Origin of the sequence: Variovorax sp. VRV01 (assembly GCF_014852545.1) — a bacterium.
Classification (GTDB): Bacteria; Pseudomonadota; Gammaproteobacteria; order Burkholderiales; family Burkholderiaceae_C; genus Variovorax; species Variovorax beijingensis_A.
Window position 1 is genome coordinate 16,230 of the sequence record NZ_JACVBS010000005.1, and the last position, 21,896, is coordinate 38,125.

Genomic DNA, 21,896 nt, shown 5'->3' on the forward strand with positions numbered 1-21,896 from the left:
TGTCCCCGAGCTCTTTGCGGGGAACACCGCGGAACCGGCTTTGCCGGGCCGCCGGTGTTGCCCCCTTGAGGGGGAGGCGGCTACACGCAGTGAGCTGCTTCGGGGGTGGGCTAGCCCTCCGCGGTGAAGCCGACCTCTTTCACGATCGGCGCCCACTTGGCGGTGTCTTTCTTGAGCAGATCGGTCAGCTCGGCGGGCGTGGAGGACATGGCTTCCAGGCCGAAGGTGCCGAGGCCGTCGATCACGTCCTTCTGCGCCAGCGCGTTCTTCATCGAGGTGTTGAGCTTTGCGACCAGCTCCGGCGAGGCCTTGGCGGGCAGGAAGAAGGCGAACCATTCGCTGTGCGCCATGTCCTGGATGCCCTGTTCGCCGAAGGTTGGCACCTCGGGCGCGAAGCGGCTGCGCTTGGCGCCCGAGACGCCCAGGATGCGCACCTTGCCCGAGGCCAGGTGCTGCGTGATGTCGCCGATCGGGCCCGAGACGGCTGAGATGTTGCTGCCCAGCAGGTCCAGCATGGCCGGCTGCGTGCCGCGGTAGGCCGCGTGCTTGAGCTCGACGCCGCCCTTCTTGCCCAAGAGCGCGCCGATGAAGTGCGGCGTGGAGCCCGCGGCCGGCGAGCCGAAGTTGGCGCCGGCCGGGTTGGCCTTGGCCCAGGCCAGGAACTCGGGCACCGTCTTCACGCTGGCGGGCACTGCGGGGCCGACTGCAAAGCCGAAGTCGAAGATGCAGGCGATGCTGACCGGCGTGAGGTCGACCATCGGGTCGTACGGCAGCTTCTTGTAGATGTGCGGGTAGATCGTGAGGATGGAGGTGGGCGTCTGCAGGATGGTGGCGCCGTCGGCGGGCCGGCCCTTCACGTAGCTCACGGCGATCTGGCCGCCCGCGCCGGTGCGGTTTTCGACCACGGCGGCCTTGGCGTAGTCGGGGCTGAGCTTCTGCGCGATGCGCCGGCAGGTGGTGTCCGAGGTGCCGCCGGCCGCAAAGCCGGTGACGATGGTGGCGGTTTCGAGCGAGGCCTGCGCGAAGGCGCGCTGGCCCAGGCTGGCGAGCAGCGCCGAGGCGCCGGTGGTCTGCAGCAGCTGGCGGCGGGTGAAGGTCATGGTCTGTCTCCGGGGTGTTGTGGGTTGCGTTTCACTCAAGACTCGTCGCGCAGCCAGGTGACTGCGCCCGAATGGGTCACGGCGCCCTGGTGAGCGGGCCGCACGGTGAGCGCGTATTTTTCCAGCAAGCCGCGGTGCGGGACCCCCGCGTTTACCTGACGTCGGGAGAGCCGCAGTGCAATCTCTTCCGCCGTCAGTTCCACCGAAATGGCGCGCGCTTCGGCCCGCGCGTCGATGGCGATCATGTCGCCGTCCTGCAGCGCCGCAATCGGCCCGCCGTCGGCCGCTTCGGGCCCCGCATAGCCGATGCACAGGCCGCGCGTGGCGCCCGAGAAGCGCCCGTCGGTCAAAAGCGCCACCTTGTCGCCCATGCCCTGGCCGTAGAGCAGCGCGGTGATGCCCAGCATCTCGCGCATGCCGGGACTGCCCTTCGGGCCCTCGTTGCGGATCACGATCACGTCGCCGGGCTGGTAGCGGCGGTTCTGCACGGCGGCCTGCGCTTGTTCCTCCGAATCGAAGACGCGCGCCGGGCCGCGGTGCACCAGCGTCTGAAGGCCCGCGGTCTTGAGCAGCGCGCCGTCGGGACAGAGGTTGCCCTTGAGCACGGCCAGGCCGCCGTCGCGCGTGATCGGATCTCCTGGCGCGCGCACCACGCGGCCGTCGGGCGCGGCGGCATCGGCCAGTTCCTCTGCCAGCGTGCGGCCGGTGAAGCTGAGCGCATCGCCGTGCACGAAACCCTGCTCCATCAGCGTGCGAAGGATGACGCCCGCGCCGCCGATGTAGAACACGTCGCGTGCCAGGTACTGCCCGCCCGGGCGCAGGTCGGCGATGAGCGGCGTGCGCGCGAACACCTCGGCCACGTCGTCGAGGTGGAACCTGATGCCGGCCTCGTGCGCGATGGCCGGCAGGTGCAGCGCGGCGTTGGTCGAGCCCCCGGTGGCCGACACCACGGCGCAGGCGTTCTCGAGCGCCTTGCGCGTGACGATGTCGCGCGGCAGCGGGCTGTCTCCCAGCACCGCCTTCATGAGGTTCTTCGCGGCGCGGCGCATCAGTGGTGCGCGTTCGCTGAACACCGCCGGCACCATGCTCGAGCCGATGGGCGCGAGGCCCAGCGCTTCCGACACCATGCCCATGGTGTTGGCCGTGAACTGGCCCGCGCAGGCGCCGGCCGTGGGCAGGCAGGCGCGGCTCATGGCGTCGAGCTCGCCGTGTGTGGCGGTGCCGGCCAGCACCTTGCCGATGGTTTCGTAGGTATCGACCACATTGAGGTCGCGGCCGTCCGGGCCCGGCATCTGCCCCGGCAGCGCCGAGCCGCCATGCACGAACACGCTCGGCACGTTGCAGCGCACCATGCCCATCATCAGGCCCGGCAGGTTCTTGTCGCAGGCGCCGATGGCGAAGATGCCATCCCACTGGTGGCCGCGCGTCGAGGCCTCGACGCTGTCGGCAATCAGCTCGCGCGAGATCAGCGAGAAGCGCATGCCCGAATGCGCCATGGTGAGCCCGTCGCTCACCGACACCACCGGGCATTCATGCGGCGTGCCGCCGCCCGCGTAGATGCCGGTCTTGGCGTGCTGCGCCTGTTCGCGCAGGTTGAGGTTGCACGGGCTCATCTCGCCGCCGGTGTGGAAAACGCCGATGTGCGGGCGCTCGATGTCCTCGTCGTCCTGCCCCAGCGCATGCAGGAAGCTGCGCGTGGTCGCGCGGATCGTGCCCTCGCGGATGGTGGCGGAGCGGAATCGCTTGGGATCGGTCGGGGAAGTCATGGCGCGAAGGAGCGTCAGTAGCCGCTGGGCGTTACGGCGCTCGCGGCGCTCTTGTATCGGGACGACAGCTGCCTGGCCGCCGCCGTGAGCAGGATGGTGTCCACGCCCACCGCCACGAACTGCGCGCCGGCGGCCAGCCACTTGCGCGCCTGCTCCTCGGTGGTCGACAGGATGCCCGGCGCCTTGCCGGCCTTGCGGATGCGCGCGATGGCGTCGGCGATCATGGCCTGCACCTCGGGATGGTTCGGCTGGCCGACGAAGCCCATCGAGGCCGACAGGTCGGCCGGCCCGATGAACACGCCGTCCACGCCCGGCGTGGCCGCGATGGCGTCGAGGTTCTTCATGGCTTCCACGGTCTCGGCCTGCACCAACAGGCAGGTTTGCGCGTTGGCCTCGTGCAGGTAGCGCGGATAGGCCTGCCAGCGCGAGGCGCGCGCCAGGGCGCTGCCCATGCCGCGGATGCCTTCGGGCGGATAGCGCATGCCCTGCACCATGCGCGCCGCCTGCTCGGCGGTGTCGACCATCGGCACCAGGATGGTCTGCGCGCCGATGTCCAGGTACTGCTTGAGCAGCGTGACGTCACCCACCGGCACCCGCACCACGGGATGCGAGCGTTCCGAATCGGGCTGTGCCGACCAGGCGCTGGAGATGCCCTGCAGCTGCGCGAGCACCGAGCGCACGTCGTTGGGCGCGTGCTCGCCGTCGACCAGCAGCCAGTCGAAGCCGGTGCCGGCCAGGATCTCGGCCGCATAGCCGTCGGCCAGGCCGACCCAGAGGCCGATCTTCTGTTCGCCGGCCTGCATGGCCTGCTTGAAGGTGTTCAGGGGTGTTTGCATGGTGTGTCTTTTAGATGAGACGAAAGGCAATGCTGCCCAGAGGGCCGTAGTCGGCATGGAAGGTGTCGCCGGGCAGGGCGGTGGTGGGCCGCGTGAACGAGCCGCCCAGCACCACTTCGCCGGCTTCGAGGCATTCGTCCCACGGCGCGAGCTTGTTCGCGAGCCAGGCCACGCCCGTGGCCGGGTGGTTGAGCACGGCCGCGGCCACGCCCGACTCCTCGATCACGCCGTTCTTGTAGAGCAGCGCGCTCACCCAGCGCAGGTCGACCGCGTCGGGCTTGACCGGCCGGCCGCCCATCACGATGCCGGCGTTGGCCGCGTTGTCGGCAATGGTGTCGAACACCTTGCGCGGCGCCTTGGTGTGGCGGTCGAACTGCTCGATGCGCGCGTCGATGATCTCGATGGCCGGCACCACGTAGTCGGTGGCGGCCAGCACGTCGAAGATGCTCACGTTCGGCCCCTGCAGCTTCCTGCCGAGGACGAAGGCCAGCTCCACCTCGATGCGCGGCGCGATGAAGCGCTTGAACGGAATGTCGCCGCCCTGCTCGAAGAACATGTCGTCGAGCAAGGTGCCGTAGTCGGGTTCGTCGATCTGGCTGGACTGCTGCATGGCACGCGAGGTCAGGCCGATCTTGTGGCCCTTCACGACGCGGCCCTCGGCGATCTTCTGCCTGACCCATTCGCGCGAGATGGCGTAGCCGTCCTCGAGGGTCATTTCCGGAAAGCGCTTGGAGAAATGCTCGACCTGCACGCGCGACCTTTCGCTTTCGTGCAGTTCGGCGGCCAGCTGGGCGATGGTGTCGGCGGTGAGCATGGTTTCTACTTGTTGAAGAGCGGATGCAGGTTGCTGTGCTTGCCGTCGTACACCTGGCCCGGGCTTTCGTCGATCTGCAGTGTGATGCCGATGTGGCGCTTGTCGAAGATCGGTTCGAAATGCGTGCGCACGGCGGCCAGAAGTTCGTCGCCGGCTTTTTTCTTTACGGCCTCCGAGCGCCCCGCGGCCATGCGGATGTTGAGGTACACGAAGGCATAGTCGGCCTTGCCGTCGGCCACCGCGCAGTGCGCAGCGGGATAGGCCAGCACGCGCGTGCCGCCGATGGGGAACACCGGTTTGCCGGTCTCGTCCTGCTGCGCGAGCATGGTGTCGGCCAGCGTGCGGCACAGCGCCGACATGTCGGTCTCAGCTTCGATGTTGGGCGTGTAGAGAATGACGAGGTGGGGCATGGTGCGTGCTCAGACGGGAAGGGGTGTGACCGGGAAGATCGCATTGATCTGCCCCGTGCCCGAGCTGCCGAAGTAGGGCGTGACCACCTCCACCGGCGCGGTGTAGCGGTCCCAGCCCAGCAGGCCCAGCAGCATCGCGGTGTCGTGCATGTCGCCTTCGCCCCAGCACTTGTCGGCGTACATCGGCAGCATGCCGACGAAGGTCTGCCAGTCGCCGGCCTTCCACAGTTCGACCACGCGGCGGTCCACCTGCTCGAGGAAGGGATCGTAGACCTTGTGCATGAATTCGGGGGCGCGGCCGTTGTCCGCGAAGTGGTGCGAGAGCGAGCCGCTCGCGAACACCGCCACCGTGCCCTCGTAGCGCTCCTCGATCGCGCGGCGCACCGCGAGGCCGAAGCGGCCCGACTCGGTGAGGTCGTGCCAGTCGCACCAGCCGCTGATGCTGATCACCTTGTAGTGCTGGTCGGGGTTCATGTAGCGCATCGGCACCAGCGTGCCGTACTCCAGTTCGAGCGTGGTGTCGCTGTGCGCGCGGCTCTTCACGCCCATCTCGTTGGCCATGTCGGCGATCAGGTGGCCCAGCGCCGGGTTGCCGGGGTAGGCGTAGGGCATGTTCTTGATGAAGTGCGGCAGTTCGTTGCTGGTGTAGGTACCGCCGAACTTCGGGCCGCAGTTGATGTGGTATTCGCTGTTGACCTGCCAGTGCACGTCGAACACCACGATGGTGTCCACGCCCAGCGCGCGGCAGCGCCGGTCGATTTCCTTGTGCCCGTTGATCGCGGCGTCGCGGCAGCCGAAGTTCGGTCCCGGGAATTCCGAGAGGTACATCGACGGCACGTGCGTGATCTTGGCGGCGAGAGCGAGTTGGCCCATGTCCGTATCTCCTTGTTCCGTTCAGGCTTCGAGCTGGATGTTGGCCTTGCGGATCACGTCGCCGTACTTCGCGATCTCGCTCTGGATGAAGGCCGCGAAGCGCTCCGGCGTGCCCGGCAGCGGCGCGATGCCGCCCTTCTGGAAGGCTTCGGCCACCGCGGGGCTCGCGAGCGCGCGGTTCACCTCGGCGTTCATGCGCTGCACGATGGCATCGGGCGTGCCAGCGGGCGCCAGCAGTCCGTTCCACGAATTGGACTCGATGGGCACGCCCTGTTCCGCCAGCGTGGGTATGGCGCTCGCGTATTGCGAGCGCTGCGCGGTCGCCATGCCCAGCGCCACCAGCTTGCCGCCCTGCACGTGGCTACGGAACTCGGGCCAGTTGCCGAACATCATCGTCACCTGCCCGCCGAGCAGGTCGGTGAGTGCGGGGCCCTGGCCCTTGTAGGGCACGTGCATGATGTCCAGGCCCATCTGCAGCTTGAGCATCTCGCCCGACAGGTGGGCCGAGGTGCCGTTGCCGAAGGAGGCGAAGCTCAGCGTGCCGGGCTTGGCCGTGGCGGCGTTGCGCAGGTCGGCCAGCGTCTTCAGGCCGCTCGCGGGATGCGTGGCCAGCACATGCTCCGACATGCCCATGAGCGCGACGGGGCGCAGGTCTTTCTGCGTGTCGTAGGGCAGCTTGCGGACCAGCGTCTGGTTGGCCGTGAAGCTGTTGGCCACGCAGACGAAGGTATAGCCGTCGGGCGCGGCCTTGGCCGCCGAGTCGACGCCGATCACCGTGCCCGCGCCGGGCTTGTTCTCGACGATCACCGGCTGGCACAGCGCCTTCGCCACCTCGGTGCCTACGAGGCGCGCGACGAAGTCGGTGGTGCCGCCGGGCGGGAAGGGCACGATCACGCGGACCGGCTTGTGGGGCCAGGCGGTCTGTGCCCGCGCGAGCGAGGGCAGCGCGGCGAGTGCGGCCGCGCCCTGCAGCAGCGTGCGGCGCCGCGTGTTCATGCCATGCCCCAATGCGGGATGTGGTGCGAGCCCATCGATACCGCAATGTTCTTCGGCTCGCAGAACACTTCGTAGCTCCACGTGCCGCCCTCGCGCCCCGTGCCCGAGGCCTTGGTGCCACCGAAGGGCTGGCGAAGGTCTCTGACGTTCTGGCTGTTGACGAAGCACATGCCGGCCTCCACCGCGGCGGCCACGCGGTGCGCCCGGCCGATGTTCTCGGTCCAGACGTAGCTGCTGAGGCCGTAGGCGATGTCGTTGGCGAGTTCGATTGCGTGCGCCTCGTCCTTGAACGGAATCAGGCAGGCGACCGGTCCGAAGATCTCGTCCTGCGCGATCTTCATGCGGTTGTCGACATCGGCGAACACGGTGGGCATCACGTAGTTGCCCTTCTTCACGCGGTCGGGCAGGTTCGCTGGCGCCTCGAGGCCACCGCACAGCAGCGTTGCGCCTTCCTTCGGCCCCAGCTCGATGTAGCTGCGCACCTTGGCCAGGTGCGCCTGCGAAATCATCGGGCCCACGATGGTCTTCTCGTCGAGCGGGTCGCCCACGGTGATGCGCCTGGCGCGCTCGGCGAACCTGGCGGCAAAGTCCGCGTAGATCGACTGCTGCACCAGGATGCGCGAGCCGGCCGTGCAGCGCTCGCCGTTGTTGCTGAAGATCATGAACACGGCCGCGTCGAGCGCGCGGTCGAGGTCGGCGTCGTCGAAGATCACGAACGGGCTCTTGCCGCCGAGTTCCATGCTGAACTTTTTCAGGCCCGCGCTCTTCACGATGCGGTTGCCCGTGGCGGTGGAGCCGGTGAACGAGATCGCGCGCACATCGGGGTGCGCCACGAGCGGCTCGCCGGCTTCCTTGCCGTAGCCGTGCACCAGGTTCAGCACGCCGGCGGGAATGCCCGCTTCGAGCGCGAGTTCGCCCAGGCGCGCAGCTGTCAGCGGCGAGAGCTCGCTCATCTTCAGTACCGCGGTGTTGCCGAAGGCCAGGCAGGGCGCGACCTTCCAGGTGGCCGTCATGAACGGCACGTTCCACGGGCTGATGAGTGCGCACACGCCCACCGGATGGAACAGCGTGTAGTTCAGGTGCGTGGGCGTGGGATAGGTGTGGCCGTCCACGCGCGTGCACATCTCGGCGAAGTAATAGAAGTTGTCGGCCGCGCGGGGGATCAACTGCTTGCCCGTTTGCGAAATGACCTGGCCGCAGTCGTTGGTCTCGGTCTGCGCGATTTCGGGCACGTGCCGGGCGATCAGGTCTCCGAGCTTGCGGATGAGCTTGGCGCGCTCGGGCGCGGGCAGGCCGGCCCACTTCGGGAAGGCCTCCTTGGCGGCGGCCACGGCCGCATTCACTTCGGCCTCGCCGCCCGAGGCGACTTCGGCCAGCACCTCCTGCGTGGCGGGGTTGACGGTTTCGAAGTAGTCGCTGCCGGCGACGGACTTGCCGCCGATGAGATGGTCGATCTGTTGCATGGAGAAATGTCCGGTCCGGTTCAATCGAGTTTGATGTCGCGCGCCTTGATCAGGGCATGCCACTTCTTGCGCTCGGCGTCGGTGTAGCGCGTCATTTCGGCGGCGTCTGCAGGGCGGGCTTCCCAGCCCGCGTCGTAGAGCTTCTGGCGCACGCCGCCATCGGCCATGGCCTTCTGCAGCTCCGCGCCCAGCTTCGCCTGCACTTCCTTCGGCGTGGCGGCGGGTGCGACGAGGCCTTGCCAGGTGTAGGCCTCGACGTTGGCGTAGCCCAGTTCCTTGGCGGTGGGCACGTTGGGCAGTTGCGCAATGCGCTCGGCCGACATCGCGAGCAGCGGCACCACCTTGCCGGCCTTCACGGCGCTCACACCGCTGGGCAGGTCGAGCATCATCAGCGGCACCTGCCCGCCCATCAGGTCCTGCAGCGCCGGCGCGCCGCCCTTGTAAGGCACGTGCAGCATCGACACGCCGGCCTCGCGCTGGAACAGTTCCATCGCCAGGTGGTGCGGACTGCCGGTACCCGGCGTCGCGATGCTGTACTTGCCGGGCGATGCCTTGAGCGCGGCGAGCAGCGCCTTCGCATCGGCGATGCCGGCATTGGGCGCGGCCGTGATGATGAGCGGCGAGCGGCCCATCATGCCGACGAGCGCGAAGTCTTTCTCGGCGTCGTAGGGCAGTTTCCTGTAGAGCGCGGGGTTGTAGATCAGCACGCCGTTGTCGGCCGAGAACACGGTGTAGCCGTCGCCGGGCGAGCGCGCCACGTTCTCCGACGCGATGATCGCGCCCGCGCCGGGCTTGTTGTCGACCAGCACCGGCTGGCCCATCTGCTGCGACACCTGCGCGCCGACCGTGCGTGCGAGAAAATCGGTGCCACCGCCGGCCGGGTAGCCCACCACCCAGCGCACGGGCTTGGCCGGGTAGGCTGCGGTTTGCGCGGACGCGCCGAGCGCGAGCACCGAGGCGCTCAGCGCCACGAGCATGGCTGCCACGCCGGGCATTTTCTTTCTGGCTTTCATGGTGCTTGTCTCCGCTTTTTTTGTGTGTGACAGGAAAAAATTCAGGCCGCGTCGATGGTGTTGACCAGGGCCCCGATGCCTTCGATCGCGCAGACGACCACATCGCCCGGCTTGCAGTCGACCACGCCGTCGGGCGTGCCCGTGAGGATCAGGTCGCCCGGCGACAGCGTCATGAAGCGGCTGAAATACTCGATGAGGAAGGGCGCGTCGAAGATCATGTCGCGCGTGCTGCCCTGCTGCGTGACGGTGCCGTTCACCGTGGTCTTCAATGCGAGCGCCATCGGATCGGGCACGTCGGCCGCATCGACGAACCACGGGCCCAGCGGCGTGCAGGTGTCGCGGTTCTTCACGCGCAGGTTGGGGCGGTACCAGTTCTCCAGGTAGTCGCGGATCGCGTAGTCATTGGCCACGGTGTAGCCGCCGATGAAGTCGCAGGCGTCATCGCGCTTCACGTGCTTTGCGGTCTTGCCGATCACGATGGCGAGCTCGCACTCGTAGTGCATGAACTGCACGCCAGCCGGCCGGTGCGTGAACTGCCGGTGGCCGATCAGCGTGCTCTGGCCCTTGATGAACACCAGCGGCTCCTCGGGCGCCTTGAACTCGAGTTCCTTCGCGTGATCGGCGTAGTTGAGGCCGAGCGCGAGGATGGTGCGCGGGCGCGGCGTGGGCGCGAGCGGCGGCAGCCAGACGAGCTGTTCCTGCGGCACGACGCGGCCGTCGTCCAGCCGCACGGCGGCGTCGGCCTGGCCGTTGAAGTCGTGTGCGGTGCCGGTGTGCTCGCGGCCTTCGAAGATGACGCGTGCGTGCTTCATGCGGCGGCCTCCTGCACGAGCGTGTTGCAGAGGCTCTCGAACCCCGGCGCGGAAATCTCGATGCGGTCGCCCGCACGCGCCAGCGGCCGGCCGGCGTCGCAGCCGAGCATCAGCACGTCGCCATGCGCGAGCGTCATGAACTCGCCCACGTCGGTGAGCAGCTGCTGCGCCGGCCGCACGAGCTGCGAGAAATCGATCGATTGCTTCAACTCCCCATTGATGCGCACCTCGACGTGGAAGTGCGCGGGGTCGGCCACCTCCTGCGCATCGCGCAGCACCGGGCCGATGCCCAGGAACCCATCGACGCACTTGAACTTCACGGGCGGGCGGAAGAAGCTCGCATGCGGAATCGAGAGGTCGTTCATCAGCACGAAGCCCTCGACGTCGCCCTCGGCACCGATCACCATGCCGATGCTCGCGCCGATCTCCACTTCTGGCACGGACGAAGGCACCGCGATGGCGCTGCCGTGCGGGCTCCAGGTGTTGGCCGTCTTCACATAGAGCACCGGCGCCTTCGGCGGTGCCTTGTAGGGTGGCTGCGTCATCTGCGGCGCGAGCGCATCGAGCTCGGCGCGGAAGTTCAGCAGCGTGCCGTACACGGTGCCGGTCGGCAGGAAAGGAGAGGAGGTCATTCGGGTTGCTCCAGCGCGATCAGTTCGTCCAGCAGCCCATACAGCTGCGTCAGCTTGGCCTTGCCCAGCGACTGCTCCAGCCACTGGTAGTGCGACTCGATGCTCGAGGACAGCTTCTTCACCAGCTTCATTCCGTGCGCCGTCGCCTCGACCACGGTGCGGCGCTGGTCCTCGGGGTCGCGGCTGCGGGTGATGAGGTCGTCTCGCTCCATGCGCGCGAGCACGCCCGTGAGGCTGGGGCCGAGGATGAAGGCCTCGCGCGCCACGCGGCCGGTTTCGACCGCACCGTTCTCGCCGAGCACGCGCAGCACGCGCCACTGCTGGTCGGACAGCGCGTGCTCGCGCAGGCTGGGCCGCGTGTGGGCCATGACGGCTTCGCGCGCCTGCAGCAGCAGACGCGGGAGGTTGCGGTGGGCGAAGGTGGTGCTCAAGCGCGGTGCCTTTCCAAATTACTTAACATGTTAAATGATTGGCAAACGCTTTCCAAGCCGTTCGGCATCAGGGTTTGTGCGGACACCTAAACTCGCTGCATGGCCAAGGACAAAACAACTTTCGTCTGCAGCGAATGCGGCGGCACCAGCCCCAAGTGGCTCGGCAAGTGCCCGAGCTGCGGCGCCTGGAACACTCTCATCGAACAGGTGGCGGGCGGCAGCGGCCCGGCCAACAACCGCTTCGGCACGCAGTACGCCGCGCTCGCGGGCGTGTCCGAACTCGCGACCCTCTCCGAAATAGAAGCGACCGACGTCGCGCGCACGCCCACCGGGCTCGACGAGCTCGACCGCGTGCTGGGCGGCGGCATCGTCTCGGGGGGCGTCACGCTGATCGGCGGCGATCCGGGCATCGGCAAGTCGACGCTGCTGCTGCAGGCGGTCGATGCGCTGCAGCGCGCGGGGCAGAACGCGCTCTACGTCACCGGCGAGGAAAGCGGCGCGCAGGTGGCGCTGCGTTCCAGGCGCCTCGGCCTGGACCACTCGCAGGTGCAGGTGCTGGCCGAGATCCAGCTCGAGAAGATCATCGCCACGCTCGACGCCACGCGTCCGGCCATCGCGGTGATCGACTCGATCCAGACGGTGTATTCCGACCAGCTCACCTCCGCGCCAGGCTCGGTGGCCCAGGTGCGCGAATGCGCGGCGCATCTCACGCGCTTTGCCAAGACCAGCGGCACGGCCGTGGTGCTGGTGGGCCACGTCACCAAGGAGGGTGCGCTCGCGGGACCGCGCGTGCTCGAGCACATGGTCGACACGGTGCTGTATTTCGAAGGCGACACGCATTCGAGCTTCCGCCTCGTGCGCGCCATCAAGAACCGCTTCGGCGCCGTCAACGAGATCGGCGTGTTCGCGATGACCGAGCGCGGCCTGAAGGGCGTGGCCAACCCCAGCGCGATCTTCCTGAGCCAGCATGCGGAGCCGGTGCCCGGCAGCGTGGTGCTGGTCACGCTCGAAGGCACGCGGCCGATGCTGGTGGAGATCCAGGCGCTGGTCGACAACGGCGGGCCGAGCCCGCGCCGCCTCTCGGTGGGCCTGGACCGCGACCGTCTCGCGATGCTGCTGGCCGTGCTGCACCGCCACGCCGGCGTGGCCTGCATGGACCAGGACGTGTTCGTGAACGCGGTGGGCGGCGTACGCATCAGCGAGCCCGCGGCCGACCTGGCCGTGATGCTCGCCATCACCTCGAGCCTGCGCGGCAAGGCGCTGCCCAAGGGCTTCATCGCCTTCGGCGAGGTCGGCCTGGCGGGCGAAGTGCGCCCCGCGCCGCGCGGCCAGGAGCGCCTGCGCGAAGCGGCCAAGCTCGGGTTCAGCGTGGCCGTGGTGCCCAAGGCCAACGCGCCGCGCAAGGGCGCGAAGGAGATCGAGGGCCTGACCATCCATGCCGTCGAGCGCATCGAGGAGGCGATGGAGATCGTGCGCCGCCTCGACTGACCGAGGGATCGAGTGCGCAAAAAAATGCCCGGCGCACCATTGATGCGCCGGGCGATCCTCCCTGTCCCCCCGATATGTGTGACGTGTCTTCTTGTTGTGCTGGCAACCTCGGTTGCCTCTCCCTGAAGCCGGTGGCGTTGGCCCGTGCGGCGAAATGTGCCCGCTGGCGCCGCCGCGCGGGTCGCTTTTGGGGGCGAGTACCGTCCTGCGCGCCTGGCGGTAGCCGCGCCGGCTACCGCGCGAGGCGACAATGCGGCCCATGAATTTCCAGAAAATACTGGTGCCCGTGGGCGGCATCGTCCTGCTCGGGCTCGCATGGCGCAACTATGGCTGGGCCGGCGTGGCGCTGACCGGCGGCGCCATCGTGATGTTCCTGCTGCTGCACTTCAACCGCGCCATGCAGGTGCTCAAGCGCGCGGCCGACCGGCCGGTGGGCTATGTCGCGAGCGCGGTGATGCTCAACGCCAAGCTCAAGCCGGGCGTGACGCTGATGCACGTCATTGCGATGACGCGCGCCCTGGGCGAACTGCGCTCGCCCAAGGACGAGCAGCCCGAGCTCTACCGCTGGACCGACACCGGCGGCTCGTATGTCGACGCCGTGTTCAACGGCGGCAAGCTGCAGAGCTGGACGCTGACGCGGCCCGAAGCCGCGCCTGACGACGCGCCGTCTTCCGAAGAAAACAACGCGGGCTAGGAAGAAGCCAGGAAGCGCCGGCCGTCAGAACGGCGCGTCTTCTTCCTCGGCTTCGGCCTCGGCCGGTGTGGTGGTCGCGGGCACTTGCACGGCAGCCTCCGGCGCTGCTGCGCCCGTTGGGGCGCCGCTGAAGGCCGCCTCGCCGCCCAGCGCGTCGAGCAGCGCCGGCACCAGCTGGCCGAGTTCGCCGGTGGCAATGGCCACGTCGGCGTCGAAGTTGTCTTCCTTCTTGCCGCCGGCTGCGCCGTCGCCCGTGCCTTCGAGGAACACGATCTTGCGGATCAGCATGCCGTGCGTCAGCTCGAAGGACACGCGGTCGTCCCAGGTGAGCGCCAGGCGCGTCGGGCGCTTGCCGTCGGTGATGTGCTTCTGCACCTCCTCGATGTCGAGCGGGTGCTTGGCGTAGCGCACCACGGCCTTGGAGTCGTCCGAGGCCTTGAGTTCGCACTCGCGGTCGATGGTGAAGCCGGCCGGCGGCTCCTGCGTCAGCAGCCAGTTGGCCATGGCGGCGGCGGGCTCGATCTGCGTGTTGATGAGGGCCACCGCAAAGCCGTCGAGCGACTTCACGAGGCTGGTGACCACTTCGTCGGCGCGCGCGGCGTTGCCGCTGTTGATCACGAGGCGGTGCTCGGCCTTGTCGATCCACACGGCCACGCGGGCGCTGCGCGTGAAGGCCATCGGCAGCAGCTCGAGGGTGATGTCCTCCTTGAGCTCCTTCTTTTCCTTCTTGCCGGGCTTGCGGCCGGTGGCGGCCTCGATCTGCGCGCAGCGCTCGTCGAGCTTGCGGCGCACCACGGAGCCGGGCACCGCCTTGCTCTCGATCATGTATTCGACCAGCCATTGGCCGTCGATGGATTCGACCAGCGGGCCATTGGCCTCGCCGCGGGGTTCGATCCAGCCGGCGGATTTTTCCTGCGAGGGGCCGCAGGGCTCGAAACGCGCCTTGGCGAGCGCTTCTTCGGCCTCGGCCAGTGTTTGGGACCAGGCAGGTTCGATGCGATAGACGATGACGTTCTTGAATACGGACACGGAAACCCTTTTTTCCACTGGTTTGGACAACCGGCCATTGTCGGGCACGGCGTTGCGGGCTCGGCCGTAAAATCGAAAGCTTTTGCGACTTCCCCTGTCGCACCCCCACAGCTCCCAAAGGAATCAGGAAATGAGCTCGATCCCCCCCTCGCTGGACGACCGTGACGGCAAGATCTGGATGGACGGCGAACTCGTGGACTGGCGCGACGCCAAGATCCACGTGCTGAGCCACACGCTGCACTACGGCTGCGGCGCCTTCGAGGGCGTGCGCGCCTACAAGACGGCCGACGGCAGCACCGCCATCTTCCGCCTGGCCGAGCACACCGAGCGCCTGTTCAACAGCGCCAAGATCCTGCGCATGAAGATCCCGTTCACGCAGGAACAGCTCAACGAAGCCCAGAAGCAGGTGGTGCGCGAGAACAAGCTCGAAAGCTGCTACCTGCGCCCGCTGATCTGGATCGGCTCCGAAAAGCTCGGCGTGAGCCCCAAGGGCAACCGGATCCACGCCATGGTCGCGGCCTGGTCCTGGGGCGCCTACCTGGGCGAAGAGGGCATGAAGCGCGGCATCCGCGTGAAGACCTCGAGCTTCACCCGCCACCACGTCAACATCACGATGACGCAGGCCAAGACGGTGAGCAACTACACCAACTCGATCCTCGCCAACATGGAAGCGCTGGACGACGGCTACGACGAGGCGCTGCTGCTCGACGCGAGCGGCTTTGTCTCCGAAGGCGCGGGCGAGAACATCTTCGTGGTCAAGGGCGGCGTGGTCTACACGCCCGACCTCTCGGCCGGCGCGCTCAACGGCATCACGCGCAACACCATCCTGCACGTGTGCAAGGACCTGGGGCTCGAGCTGGTGCAAAAGCGCATCACGCGCGACGAGGTCTACATTGCCGACGAAGCCTTCTTCACCGGCACGGCCGCTGAAGTGACGCCCATCCGCGAGCTCGACCGCATCGAGATCGGCAACCGCGGCGACGGCGGATCGCGCGGTCCCGTCACCGAAAAGATCCAGGCTGCCTTCTTCGACATCGTGAACGGCAAGAACCCCAAATACGCCCACTGGCTCACGAAAGTCTGAGAAAACCATGCCTACCAACGCAGTCGTCGAACTCCTGGCCAGGGAGCTCAACCATCAGGGCGGCGTGTTCTGCCCCAGCCCCAAGGCCGACATGAAGCTCTGGGACACCCATCCCAAGGTCTACCTGGACGTGGCGCGCACCGGTGAAGCCAAGTGCCCGTACTGCGGCACCGTCTACCGCCTGAAGGCGGGCGAGACGGTGTCGTCGCGGCATTGACCGTTCGCGGCCTGCTCGGGCGCTTCGGCGCCGCCTACCTGCTCCTGCTGCTCATCCTGGGCCTGGCGCTGAACATGTTCGGCGTCAAGGCCAACGCGGGCGTCAATACGGCCGCGCTGCTGGGCGCCGTGATGTGGGTGTGCCTGGCCTTCGGCAAGAAGAACGGCCGGTACCTCGCGCGCGATGAAAAGACCCGCGCCGTGCTCGGCATGATCGCGATCGACCTGGCAATCCAGGCCGCGGTCTCGGTGGCGGCGGCGCTGGCGGCCGGTGCCTCGGTCCTGCAACTGGGGCCGATGCTGCTGGTGCTGCTTTTCGTGGGCGCGCTGCACGCCGCGGTGATCTACTTTTTCGTCGGCATGGCGGGCCGGCAGTTCGCGGCCGCTGAAGCCAAACGCAGCAGCAATAGCCGCAGATAGCTATCGGGATTGCGGCGGGACGTCGAGCGCCGCCGCGATGCGGCGCGTCGGCCAGAGGTCGCGCCAGGGCTGCGTGTCCCGCGGCTCCTGCGCGAGCCGCAGGTAGACCATCGCGATCCACAGCAGCGCGAGCCCGATCTGGGCGTCGCGCACGGCAGAGTTCACGCTCGACGCGATCAGCGCGATCAGCGTGGCCGCCAGCGCATAGCGCCCCGCGATGTCGGGCCGTTTCCATGCCTGCCAGACGGCGCCCGCCATGATGGCCAGCAGGCTCAGCAAGGCCGGCAGCCCGCCCTGCGCGCCGACCCAGAGGAAGTCGTTGTGCGGCATGTTCGAGTCGGCGAAGAGCGCCGGTCCGCGCTTGTGCCACTGGTCGGTCCAGCCGCCGATGCCCCAGCCGGCGAGCGGCCGGTCGGCGATCATGCGGCCGGTGTCGCGGTACATGTAGTAGCGGATGACCCAGCTGCCCTTGAAGATCTCGCCGGCCTGCGCCTTCTCGATTTCTTCCACGCCGGTCTCGACCTTGTGCTGCAGCTGCGGCAGCTGGTAGAGCCCCGCCGCCAGCACCACGGCGCCCAGCACCAGCGCGCTCACCAGCATCTTCAGGTGGCTGCGCCACTGGTGGATGCACACCACCGGGATCACCAGCAGCAGCGCGAGCACCGAGGTGCGCGAGGTCAGCGGCAGCGCCACCACCAGCCCCAGCCCGAGCATCAGCACGAAGGCGGGAATGGCGCGCAGCGGCCGGTGCGCGGCGATCTGCGCAATGCCCCAGACGGCCGCCGTGGACGCCACCACGCTGAACAGCAGCGCATTGCTGATCGACTTGTTGCCCACTTCCATGACCACCGCGCGCAGCGGCGCCCAGATCGGAAAGCCGATGGCGTAATAGGCAACGACCAGCAGGATGTTCAGCGCCGCGATCAGCAGGAAGCCGCGCAGCGCCCAGACCGCTTCCTCGCGCGCGAGCGCCATCGCCATCAGGATGGTGAGGCCGATGCGCAGGCCATGGAACAGGTTCGAGCCGGTCTCGGGGTAGTGCGGGCCGATGGCCAGCACGATGAAGGTCCAGGCCAGGTACGCCACCAGCGGCCACCACAGCGGATTGGCGCGCAGCCGCGCGAAGCGCTCGCGCAGCCCGCCGGCCAGCAGCATGGTGGCGAGCAGCAGCAGGGCCGAAAGGTAGGTGACGCCGACGGGCATGAACACCACCAGCCCCCAGAACATGGCCGCGGGCCTGACGATGTGCGATCTCTGCATAGGGGCGGGATTTTAGGTGGGGCCGGCGGACCCAGCCTGACTTGCCCCGGCGCACCCCCGGGGCGCGGGTTCAGTGCGCGGGTGCGCTCGCCGGCAGGCGGATCACGAAGCTCGCGCCGCCCTCCGGGCCGTCTTCGCAGCGCACGCTGCCGCCATGCCGCTCGGCGATCGACTTCACCAGCGCGAGCCCGAGGCCGACGCCGCCGTTGCGCTCGCTGGCGCCGGGCAGCCGGTAGAAGGGCTCGAAGATGCGTTCGCGCAGGGCCGGCGGCACGCCCGGGCCGCGGTCGGTGACGCGCACGGTGGCAAAGCCGTTGGCGCTGCCGAGCTCCACACTGATCTCGCCGGCGCCGTAGCGGCGCGCGTTCTCGAGCAGGTTGCGGATCGCGCGGCGCAACAGGCGAGGGACGCCGGGCACGGTGAGCCTGGCGTTGTCGGTGCCTGCTACCAGGTCGAGCTCGGCATTCACCTGCGAGCATTCCTCGGCCGCGAGCCCCGTGAGGTCGACGGCCTCGATGGTGCCCATGTCGGCCTCGCTCGCGTCGAGCCGGCTGGCCAGCAGGATCTCGTCGATGAGCTGGTCGAGCTCGCCGATGTTGCGCGAGATTTCCTCGCGCGCCTTGGGGCTCGGGCGTTCGCCCATCAGCTCCAGGCCCATGCGGATGCGGGTGAGCGGCGAGCGCAGCTCGTGCGATGCGTTGGCCAGCAGCGACTTGTGCGAACGCACCAGCTGTTCGATGCGCTCGGCCGACGCGTTGAAACGTTTGGAGAGATCAGCCACTTCGTCCTGCCCTTCTTCGGTCACGCGCACCGAGAGATCGCCCTCGCCCCAGCGCTGCACGCCGCGCTGCAGCGCCTCCAGTCGCTGGGTGAGCCGCCGCACGATCGGATACACGCCCAGCGCCACCGCCATGCCCACCAGCGCAATCATCCAGCCCAGCCCGAACGGCGTGCGCCAGGGCGCGAACCCGCCGGTGCCCGAGGGCCGGTCGCGCGGCGCCACGCGCAGCGTGATGGCCTTGCCGTCGCTGAGCGTCACGTCGAACTCCAGCCCCTGGCCCGGCACGCGCAGCGCCTTGCCGCTGCCGATGGTGCGGTCCTGCGCATCGAGCACCACCACGTTGCGCGGCACCGGCGCCAGCCGTTCGCGCTCGGCCTCGGCCGCCTCGCGCACGATCCAGTTGGCCATCAGCGTGAGGATGACGACGCCGCCCACCACCGCGAGCCAGATGCGCACGTAGAGGTGGCGGGAGTACAGGCCGCGCAGCATCGGCCGGTCAGTCCTGCTGCTTGGCGAACACGTAGCCCACGCCGCGCACGGTGAGGATGCGCTTGGGGTTCTTGGCATCGACCTCGATGGCGGCGCGGATGCGGCCCATGTGCACGTCGATCGAACGGTCGAAGGCCTCGAGCTCGCGGCCGCGCACGGCCTCCATGATCTGGTCGCGCGTGAGCACACGGCCGGCGCGCTCGGCCATGGCCACCAGGAGGTCGAACTGGTAGGAGGTGAGGTCGGCCAGCGCGCCGCCCACCGACACGGTGCGCGCGTTGCGGTCGATCTCGAGCGTGCCGAAGCGCATCACCGTGCTGGCTTCGGTGTCGGCATTGTTCTCGCTGCGCCGGCGCAGCACCGCGCGGATGCGCGCGAGCAGCTCGCGCGGCTCGAAGGGCTTGGGCAGGTAGTCGTCGGCGCCGATCTCCAGGCCGATGATGCGGTCCATCGGATCGCCCTTGGCGGTGAGCATCAGCACCGACACCTTGGAAGCCGGAGGCGGCAGCGAGCGGATGCGGCGGCAGATCTCCAGGCCGTCGGTGTCGGGCAGCATCAGGTCGAGGATCACGAGGTCGGGCGCGTGCTGCTGCAGCTGCTCGAGGCCGCTGGCGCCGTCGCCGGCATGCGTGAAGAGGAAACCCGACTGCGTCAGGTATTCGCCCACCATCTGTGCCAGGCGGGCATCGTCTTCGATCATCAGGAGCTGGGGGGTACTCATGCGCTTCATGGTCGTGCACCGGGGGCAACGGGGCTTGAACGCTCCGTAAAGTTGGGTAAACGCGGCTTCCGGCTGTCCTCCGGAAGTGCTGCGAAAAGCATAGCGCCGTCTTGCGCGCCGGCGGGCAGGCCGGCGATGTTTTCCGCGAGCAGCGCGGGCAGGCCGCAGCCGCGCAGGTCCGCATTGTCTGCCTGCGCGCGCGCGAGGATCTCGCCGGCCAGCTGGCGCAGCTGCGCGGCCGAGGCCCGGATGCGCGCCCTGAACTCGGCGTCGCCCAGCCGCGGATCCTTCAGGCTGCGGTTGAGCTCGGCGAACCAGGGCATGGCGGCCTGGTCGAGCATCACCGGGGTGTTGCGCCTGGCGCTGGCGGCGGACCATGCGCGCAGCAGCTGCTGCACCGCGAGGTTCAGGCGCTGGCAATGCTGCAGCTCGTCCTTCAGGCTGCCCAGCAGCATCAGGTCGGTGAGCCGCTGCTGGAAGAAGATCTGCGACAGCACGCCCCAGTAGTAGGCGTAGTCCCAGATCACCTTCACCGGCAGCACCTCGGGGTCGCCGAACAGCGGGTACTGGTCCTGGTAGAGCGCCAGCGTGCTGTCGTAGAACGAGTGGTAGATCTGGTCGTAGAGCTGCGCGCGGGCTTCCACCGAGCGGCCCGCGCGGTCGTGCGCCACCAGGTCGGTGATGTAGGTGTTGCTGATCGCGATGAAGTCGCTGCCCGGCGAATAGAAGGGGTCGAGGAACAGCCCGGCCTCGCCCGTCAGGGCCCACCGCTGGCCCGAGAACACCTGCCTGCAGCCATGCGAGAAGTGCTTGAGGAACGCGAAGTCCTGCAGCAGGTGCCGCTTGCCGTCGAGCGCGTCGTACAGCCGCGGCTGGTAGGTGGCGAACCACCGCATCGCCTTCTCGAAGGTGTCGATGGTGTCGAGCGGATGCAGCTTCGGGTCGGCCACGATGCCCACCGAATGCGAGCCCGAGGCCAGCGGAATCAGCCAGGCCCAGTAGCCCGCGCCCACCAGGTGGTTGGTCGAGAGCCAGCGCGCCTGTGGATCGCAGCGTTCGCGCCAGGCGGTGCTGTCGCTCCACTCGTCGATGGCAATGCGCTCGCCGATGCGGAACCACACGGCGTTGACGTCGTGCGCGTTGGCCTCGGCCAGGCCCAGCTTGCGCTTGAGCAGGCCGGCGCGGCCGCAGGCATCGACCAGCCAGCGCGCCTCGGCGCTGTGGGTTTGGCTGCCGCGCGTCCATTCGAGGCGGTGCGGTGCCTCGGCGTCGGAGGCCAGGTCGACGCGGCGCACCAGCGCGGCATCGTCGAAGCGCACGCCGCGCCGCACGGCCTCCTCGGCCAGGTAGTTCTCGAAGATGCCGCGGTCGATCTGGTAGCTGGGCACCGCCAGGTAGCGGCTGGCCCCGATCTCGGTGACCTGGTCGATGTCGCGCCGGCCCTCGCTGAAGAAGAAGCGGAAGCCGAACTTGCGCAGCTGCGCGCCGTCCATGTGGGGCTTGAGGCCGAGCACCGTGTCGAAGTAGTGCGCGCCGATCTCGACCGAAGACTCGCCCACCTTGTGCGCCGCATGCGGCACCGGGTGCCTGCGCCGCTCCAGCACCAGCACGTCGAGGTCCTGGAAGCGCTGCTTCAGCTGCAGCGCCAAGGTGAGGCCCGCGAGCCCGCCGCCCATGATCACTGCGTCACATCGTTGCGCAGTGCCGGTCATGGAACTTCAGTCCCGGACCTGCCGCAGCTGCAGCCGCAGCGACAGGGTGGAAGAAAGCGGCAGGCCGATGGGCGGCGGATCGTCTTCCAGCCGCGCCAGCGCTTCGAACAGGCCGAGCGCATGGGCCATCGGGTTGATGTGCGCCAGCGTTTTCGCGGCATCGGAAAGCGGCGCCGGCACGGTGCTGCCGCCGTTGTCCTGCACCGACCAATCGAGCGCGGCCACGGTGCGTTCCGTGCGCTCGGGCGCGATCACCAGCGCCACGGCCAGCAGGCCCTGGCTGTCGGTCACCGAAGTCAGCGGGCCCACCGTGGGCGTGTCGTAGCCCACCAGCAGCACCGGTGACTGGTCGGCCGCGCATTGCACGGCCGCTTCGAGCAGGCCGGCGGCAAAGCTGTTCTCGTAGGCCGAGACCGAGTTGCTGGCCGCCATGCAGCCGGTGCCGATGGTCCAGTAGCCCACGGCCGCGTTGTGCACCGAGTTGTGAAAGCGCGTGGGCGACAGCACCGTGGGATCGGTGGCCAGCGTGCTGCACATGTAGTCGTTGATCGACAGGTCGCCATGCGCCGAGACGAACACGCAGGGCACGTCGGCCGCGTTGCGGCCCGCGCCCGCCATCGACGCGGCGGCCACTTCGAGCGCCAGCGCCACGGTGTCGGGCGCGCGGCGGCGCTCGGCCGGTGCCAGCACCTGCGGCGACGGCCGCTTGGCCGGCGGATCGGCGAGCCCGCCTTCGCCGCGGAAAGCGGCGCGCGCGGCGTCCCAGCCCGGCAGGGTGGGCGTCCAGAAGGCCGGGCCTTCGATGTAGAGGGTCGGGGGCGTGGGAACGCTCATGCGGGCTGTCATTGGGGGGATT

At 68.5% G+C, this 21,896-nt stretch carries 23 protein-coding genes; 5 read left to right on the forward strand and 18 right to left on the reverse strand.

The window, feature by feature from the left end:
- Positions 1–110: 110 nt before the first annotated feature.
- From IB278_RS10415 to hpaR, 12 genes are read right to left on the reverse strand one after another with little or no spacing between them, the layout of a single operon-like run.
- A complete protein-coding gene (locus tag IB278_RS10415) occupies positions 111–1,100 on the reverse strand; it encodes a Bug family tripartite tricarboxylate transporter substrate binding protein (protein ID WP_192323376.1) in 990 nt (329 codons plus the stop codon).
- Positions 1,101–1,135: 35 nt separating this feature from the next.
- Positions 1,136–2,866: a dihydroxy-acid dehydratase gene (gene ilvD, locus IB278_RS10420; protein ID WP_145742934.1), complete on the reverse strand. Its 1,731-nt coding sequence runs from the start codon at positions 2,864–2,866 to the stop codon at positions 1,136–1,138.
- A 14-nt stretch (positions 2,867–2,880) separates the two neighbouring features.
- Positions 2,881–3,702, reverse strand: a complete 822-nt coding sequence (gene hpaI / locus IB278_RS10425; protein WP_145742932.1) for a 4-hydroxy-2-oxoheptanedioate aldolase — start codon at positions 3,700–3,702, stop codon at positions 2,881–2,883.
- A gap of 10 nt (positions 3,703–3,712) precedes the next feature.
- Positions 3,713–4,516 (reverse strand): 2-oxo-hept-4-ene-1,7-dioate hydratase, encoded by an 804-nt coding sequence (gene hpaH / locus IB278_RS10430; RefSeq protein WP_145742930.1) that lies wholly within the window; start codon positions 4,514–4,516, stop codon positions 3,713–3,715.
- A gap of 5 nt (positions 4,517–4,521) precedes the next feature.
- Positions 4,522–4,926 (reverse strand): 5-carboxymethyl-2-hydroxymuconate Delta-isomerase, encoded by a 405-nt coding sequence (locus IB278_RS10435; RefSeq protein ID WP_145742928.1) that lies wholly within the window; start codon positions 4,924–4,926, stop codon positions 4,522–4,524.
- Positions 4,927–4,935: 9 nt separating this feature from the next.
- Positions 4,936–5,799 carry a 3,4-dihydroxyphenylacetate 2,3-dioxygenase gene (gene hpaD, locus IB278_RS10440; RefSeq protein WP_145742927.1) on the reverse strand — a complete coding sequence of 288 codons (864 nt, stop codon included), beginning with the start codon at positions 5,797–5,799 and terminating at the stop codon, positions 4,936–4,938.
- 21 nt (positions 5,800–5,820) lie between these two features.
- Positions 5,821–6,795, reverse strand: coding sequence for a tripartite tricarboxylate transporter substrate binding protein (locus IB278_RS10445; protein WP_192323377.1), 975 nt, complete (start codon positions 6,793–6,795; stop codon positions 5,821–5,823).
- Entirely contained in the window at positions 6,792–8,258 is a 1,467-nt protein-coding gene (gene hpaE, locus IB278_RS10450; protein ID WP_192323378.1) for a 5-carboxymethyl-2-hydroxymuconate semialdehyde dehydrogenase, read from the reverse strand. Before hpaE ends, IB278_RS10445 begins: the two co-directional genes overlap by 4 nt.
- 20 nt (positions 8,259–8,278) lie before the next feature.
- Positions 8,279–9,271, reverse strand: a complete 993-nt coding sequence (locus IB278_RS10455; protein WP_145742921.1) for a Bug family tripartite tricarboxylate transporter substrate binding protein — start codon at positions 9,269–9,271, stop codon at positions 8,279–8,281.
- Between the two features lie 41 nt (positions 9,272–9,312).
- Positions 9,313–10,083: a fumarylacetoacetate hydrolase family protein gene (locus tag IB278_RS10460; RefSeq protein WP_145742920.1), complete on the reverse strand. Its 771-nt coding sequence runs from the start codon at positions 10,081–10,083 to the stop codon at positions 9,313–9,315.
- On the reverse strand, positions 10,080–10,715 hold the full coding sequence (locus IB278_RS10465) for a fumarylacetoacetate hydrolase family protein (protein WP_145742918.1): 636 nt from the start codon (positions 10,713–10,715) through the stop codon (positions 10,080–10,082). The genes IB278_RS10460 and IB278_RS10465 overlap by 4 nt, the downstream gene beginning before the upstream one ends.
- Complete coding sequence (gene hpaR / locus IB278_RS10470) at positions 10,712–11,146, reverse strand: homoprotocatechuate degradation operon regulator HpaR (RefSeq protein WP_192323379.1); 435 nt, start codon at positions 11,144–11,146, stop codon at positions 10,712–10,714. Before hpaR ends, IB278_RS10465 begins: the two co-directional genes overlap by 4 nt.
- Positions 11,147–11,245: 99 nt before the next feature.
- On the opposite strand from hpaR, the gene radA reads away from it, so the two are divergent.
- Both radA and IB278_RS10480 read left to right on the forward strand, forming a co-directional pair.
- Positions 11,246–12,634, forward strand: coding sequence for a DNA repair protein RadA (gene radA / locus IB278_RS10475; protein ID WP_192323380.1), 1,389 nt, complete (start codon positions 11,246–11,248; stop codon positions 12,632–12,634).
- A gap of 250 nt (positions 12,635–12,884) precedes the next feature.
- The gene (locus tag IB278_RS10480; RefSeq protein ID WP_192323381.1) at positions 12,885–13,328 is read left to right on the forward strand and encodes a glycerate kinase; all 444 of its coding nucleotides are present in this window, start codon (positions 12,885–12,887) and stop codon (positions 13,326–13,328) included.
- 24 nt (positions 13,329–13,352) lie between these two features.
- Here IB278_RS10480 and IB278_RS10485 read toward each other — a convergent pair whose 3' ends face one another.
- Positions 13,353–14,357 carry a recombination-associated protein RdgC gene (locus tag IB278_RS10485; protein WP_192323382.1) on the reverse strand — a complete coding sequence of 335 codons (1,005 nt, stop codon included), beginning with the start codon at positions 14,355–14,357 and terminating at the stop codon, positions 13,353–13,355.
- Between the two features lie 130 nt (positions 14,358–14,487).
- Between IB278_RS10485 and IB278_RS10490 the strand changes: the two genes are divergently transcribed.
- Genes IB278_RS10490 through IB278_RS10500 form a run of 3 tightly spaced genes read left to right on the forward strand, consistent with a single transcriptional unit; the run spans position 14,488 to position 16,077 of the window.
- Positions 14,488–15,441, forward strand: coding sequence for a branched-chain amino acid transaminase (locus IB278_RS10490; RefSeq protein WP_124958353.1), 954 nt, complete (start codon positions 14,488–14,490; stop codon positions 15,439–15,441).
- A gap of 7 nt (positions 15,442–15,448) precedes the next feature.
- Positions 15,449–15,658 carry a zinc-finger domain-containing protein gene (locus IB278_RS10495; protein ID WP_012745419.1) on the forward strand — a complete coding sequence of 70 codons (210 nt, stop codon included), beginning with the start codon at positions 15,449–15,451 and terminating at the stop codon, positions 15,656–15,658.
- Positions 15,655–16,077, forward strand: a complete 423-nt coding sequence (locus IB278_RS10500; RefSeq protein WP_145742909.1) for an ABZJ_00895 family protein — start codon at positions 15,655–15,657, stop codon at positions 16,075–16,077. The genes IB278_RS10495 and IB278_RS10500 overlap by 4 nt, the downstream gene beginning before the upstream one ends.
- Here the strand turns inward: IB278_RS10500 and IB278_RS10505 are convergent, their stop codons facing one another.
- The 5 genes from IB278_RS10505 to IB278_RS10525 form a co-directional block, all read right to left on the reverse strand.
- Positions 16,078–17,337, reverse strand: coding sequence for an O-antigen ligase family protein (locus IB278_RS10505; protein ID WP_192323383.1), 1,260 nt, complete (start codon positions 17,335–17,337; stop codon positions 16,078–16,080).
- A 70-nt stretch (positions 17,338–17,407) separates the two neighbouring features.
- The gene (locus IB278_RS10510) at positions 17,408–18,607 is read right to left on the reverse strand and encodes an ATP-binding protein (protein WP_145742906.1); all 1,200 of its coding nucleotides are present in this window, start codon (positions 18,605–18,607) and stop codon (positions 17,408–17,410) included.
- A 7-nt stretch (positions 18,608–18,614) separates the two neighbouring features.
- On the reverse strand, positions 18,615–19,337 hold the full coding sequence (locus tag IB278_RS10515; protein WP_012745423.1) for a response regulator transcription factor: 723 nt from the start codon (positions 19,335–19,337) through the stop codon (positions 18,615–18,617).
- Entirely contained in the window at positions 19,334–21,040 is a 1,707-nt protein-coding gene (locus IB278_RS10520) for an NAD(P)/FAD-dependent oxidoreductase (protein WP_145742904.1), read from the reverse strand. The genes IB278_RS10515 and IB278_RS10520 overlap by 4 nt, the downstream gene beginning before the upstream one ends.
- A gap of 6 nt (positions 21,041–21,046) precedes the next feature.
- Positions 21,047–21,886 carry a beta-ketoacyl synthase chain length factor gene (locus tag IB278_RS10525; RefSeq protein WP_192323384.1) on the reverse strand — a complete coding sequence of 280 codons (840 nt, stop codon included), beginning with the start codon at positions 21,884–21,886 and terminating at the stop codon, positions 21,047–21,049.
- Positions 21,887–21,896: the final 10 nt, after the last annotated feature.

Excerpts from the sequence above, each read along its gene's own strand:
- radA (WP_192323380.1), top strand. The coding sequence starts at position 11,246 with ATGGCCAAGGACAAAACAACTTTCGTCTGCAGCGAATGCGGCGGCACC.
- hpaH (WP_145742930.1), bottom strand. The coding sequence starts at position 4,516 with ATGCTCACCGCCGACACCATCGCCCAGCTGGCCGCCGAACTGCACGAA.
- IB278_RS10415 (WP_192323376.1), bottom strand. The coding sequence starts at position 1,100 with ATGACCTTCACCCGCCGCCAGCTGCTGCAGACCACCGGCGCCTCGGCG.
- IB278_RS10515 (WP_012745423.1), bottom strand. The coding sequence starts at position 19,337 with ATGAAGCGCATGAGTACCCCCCAGCTCCTGATGATCGAAGACGATGCC.
- IB278_RS10480 (WP_192323381.1), top strand. The coding sequence starts at position 12,885 with ATGCGGCCCATGAATTTCCAGAAAATACTGGTGCCCGTGGGCGGCATC.
- hpaE (WP_192323378.1), bottom strand. The coding sequence starts at position 8,258 with ATGCAACAGATCGACCATCTCATCGGCGGCAAGTCCGTCGCCGGCAGC.
- IB278_RS10445 (WP_192323377.1), bottom strand. The coding sequence starts at position 6,795 with ATGAACACGCGGCGCCGCACGCTGCTGCAGGGCGCGGCCGCACTCGCC.
- hpaD (WP_145742927.1), bottom strand. The coding sequence starts at position 5,799 with ATGGGCCAACTCGCTCTCGCCGCCAAGATCACGCACGTGCCGTCGATG.
- IB278_RS10525 (WP_192323384.1), bottom strand. The coding sequence starts at position 21,886 with ATGACAGCCCGCATGAGCGTTCCCACGCCCCCGACCCTCTACATCGAA.
- ilvD (WP_145742934.1), bottom strand. The coding sequence starts at position 2,866 with ATGACTTCCCCGACCGATCCCAAGCGATTCCGCTCCGCCACCATCCGC.
- IB278_RS10455 (WP_145742921.1), bottom strand. The coding sequence starts at position 9,271 with ATGAAAGCCAGAAAGAAAATGCCCGGCGTGGCAGCCATGCTCGTGGCG.
- IB278_RS10465 (WP_145742918.1), bottom strand. The coding sequence starts at position 10,715 with ATGACCTCCTCTCCTTTCCTGCCGACCGGCACCGTGTACGGCACGCTG.
- IB278_RS10510 (WP_145742906.1), bottom strand. The coding sequence starts at position 18,607 with ATGCTGCGCGGCCTGTACTCCCGCCACCTCTACGTGCGCATCTGGCTC.
- IB278_RS10495 (WP_012745419.1), top strand. The coding sequence starts at position 15,449 with ATGCCTACCAACGCAGTCGTCGAACTCCTGGCCAGGGAGCTCAACCAT.
- hpaI (WP_145742932.1), bottom strand. The coding sequence starts at position 3,702 with ATGCAAACACCCCTGAACACCTTCAAGCAGGCCATGCAGGCCGGCGAA.
- IB278_RS10520 (WP_145742904.1), bottom strand. The coding sequence starts at position 21,040 with ATGACCGGCACTGCGCAACGATGTGACGCAGTGATCATGGGCGGCGGG.
- IB278_RS10490 (WP_124958353.1), top strand. The coding sequence starts at position 14,488 with ATGAGCTCGATCCCCCCCTCGCTGGACGACCGTGACGGCAAGATCTGG.
- IB278_RS10435 (WP_145742928.1), bottom strand. The coding sequence starts at position 4,926 with ATGCCCCACCTCGTCATTCTCTACACGCCCAACATCGAAGCTGAGACC.
- IB278_RS10460 (WP_145742920.1), bottom strand. The coding sequence starts at position 10,083 with ATGAAGCACGCACGCGTCATCTTCGAAGGCCGCGAGCACACCGGCACC.
- IB278_RS10505 (WP_192323383.1), bottom strand. The coding sequence starts at position 17,337 with ATGCAGAGATCGCACATCGTCAGGCCCGCGGCCATGTTCTGGGGGCTG.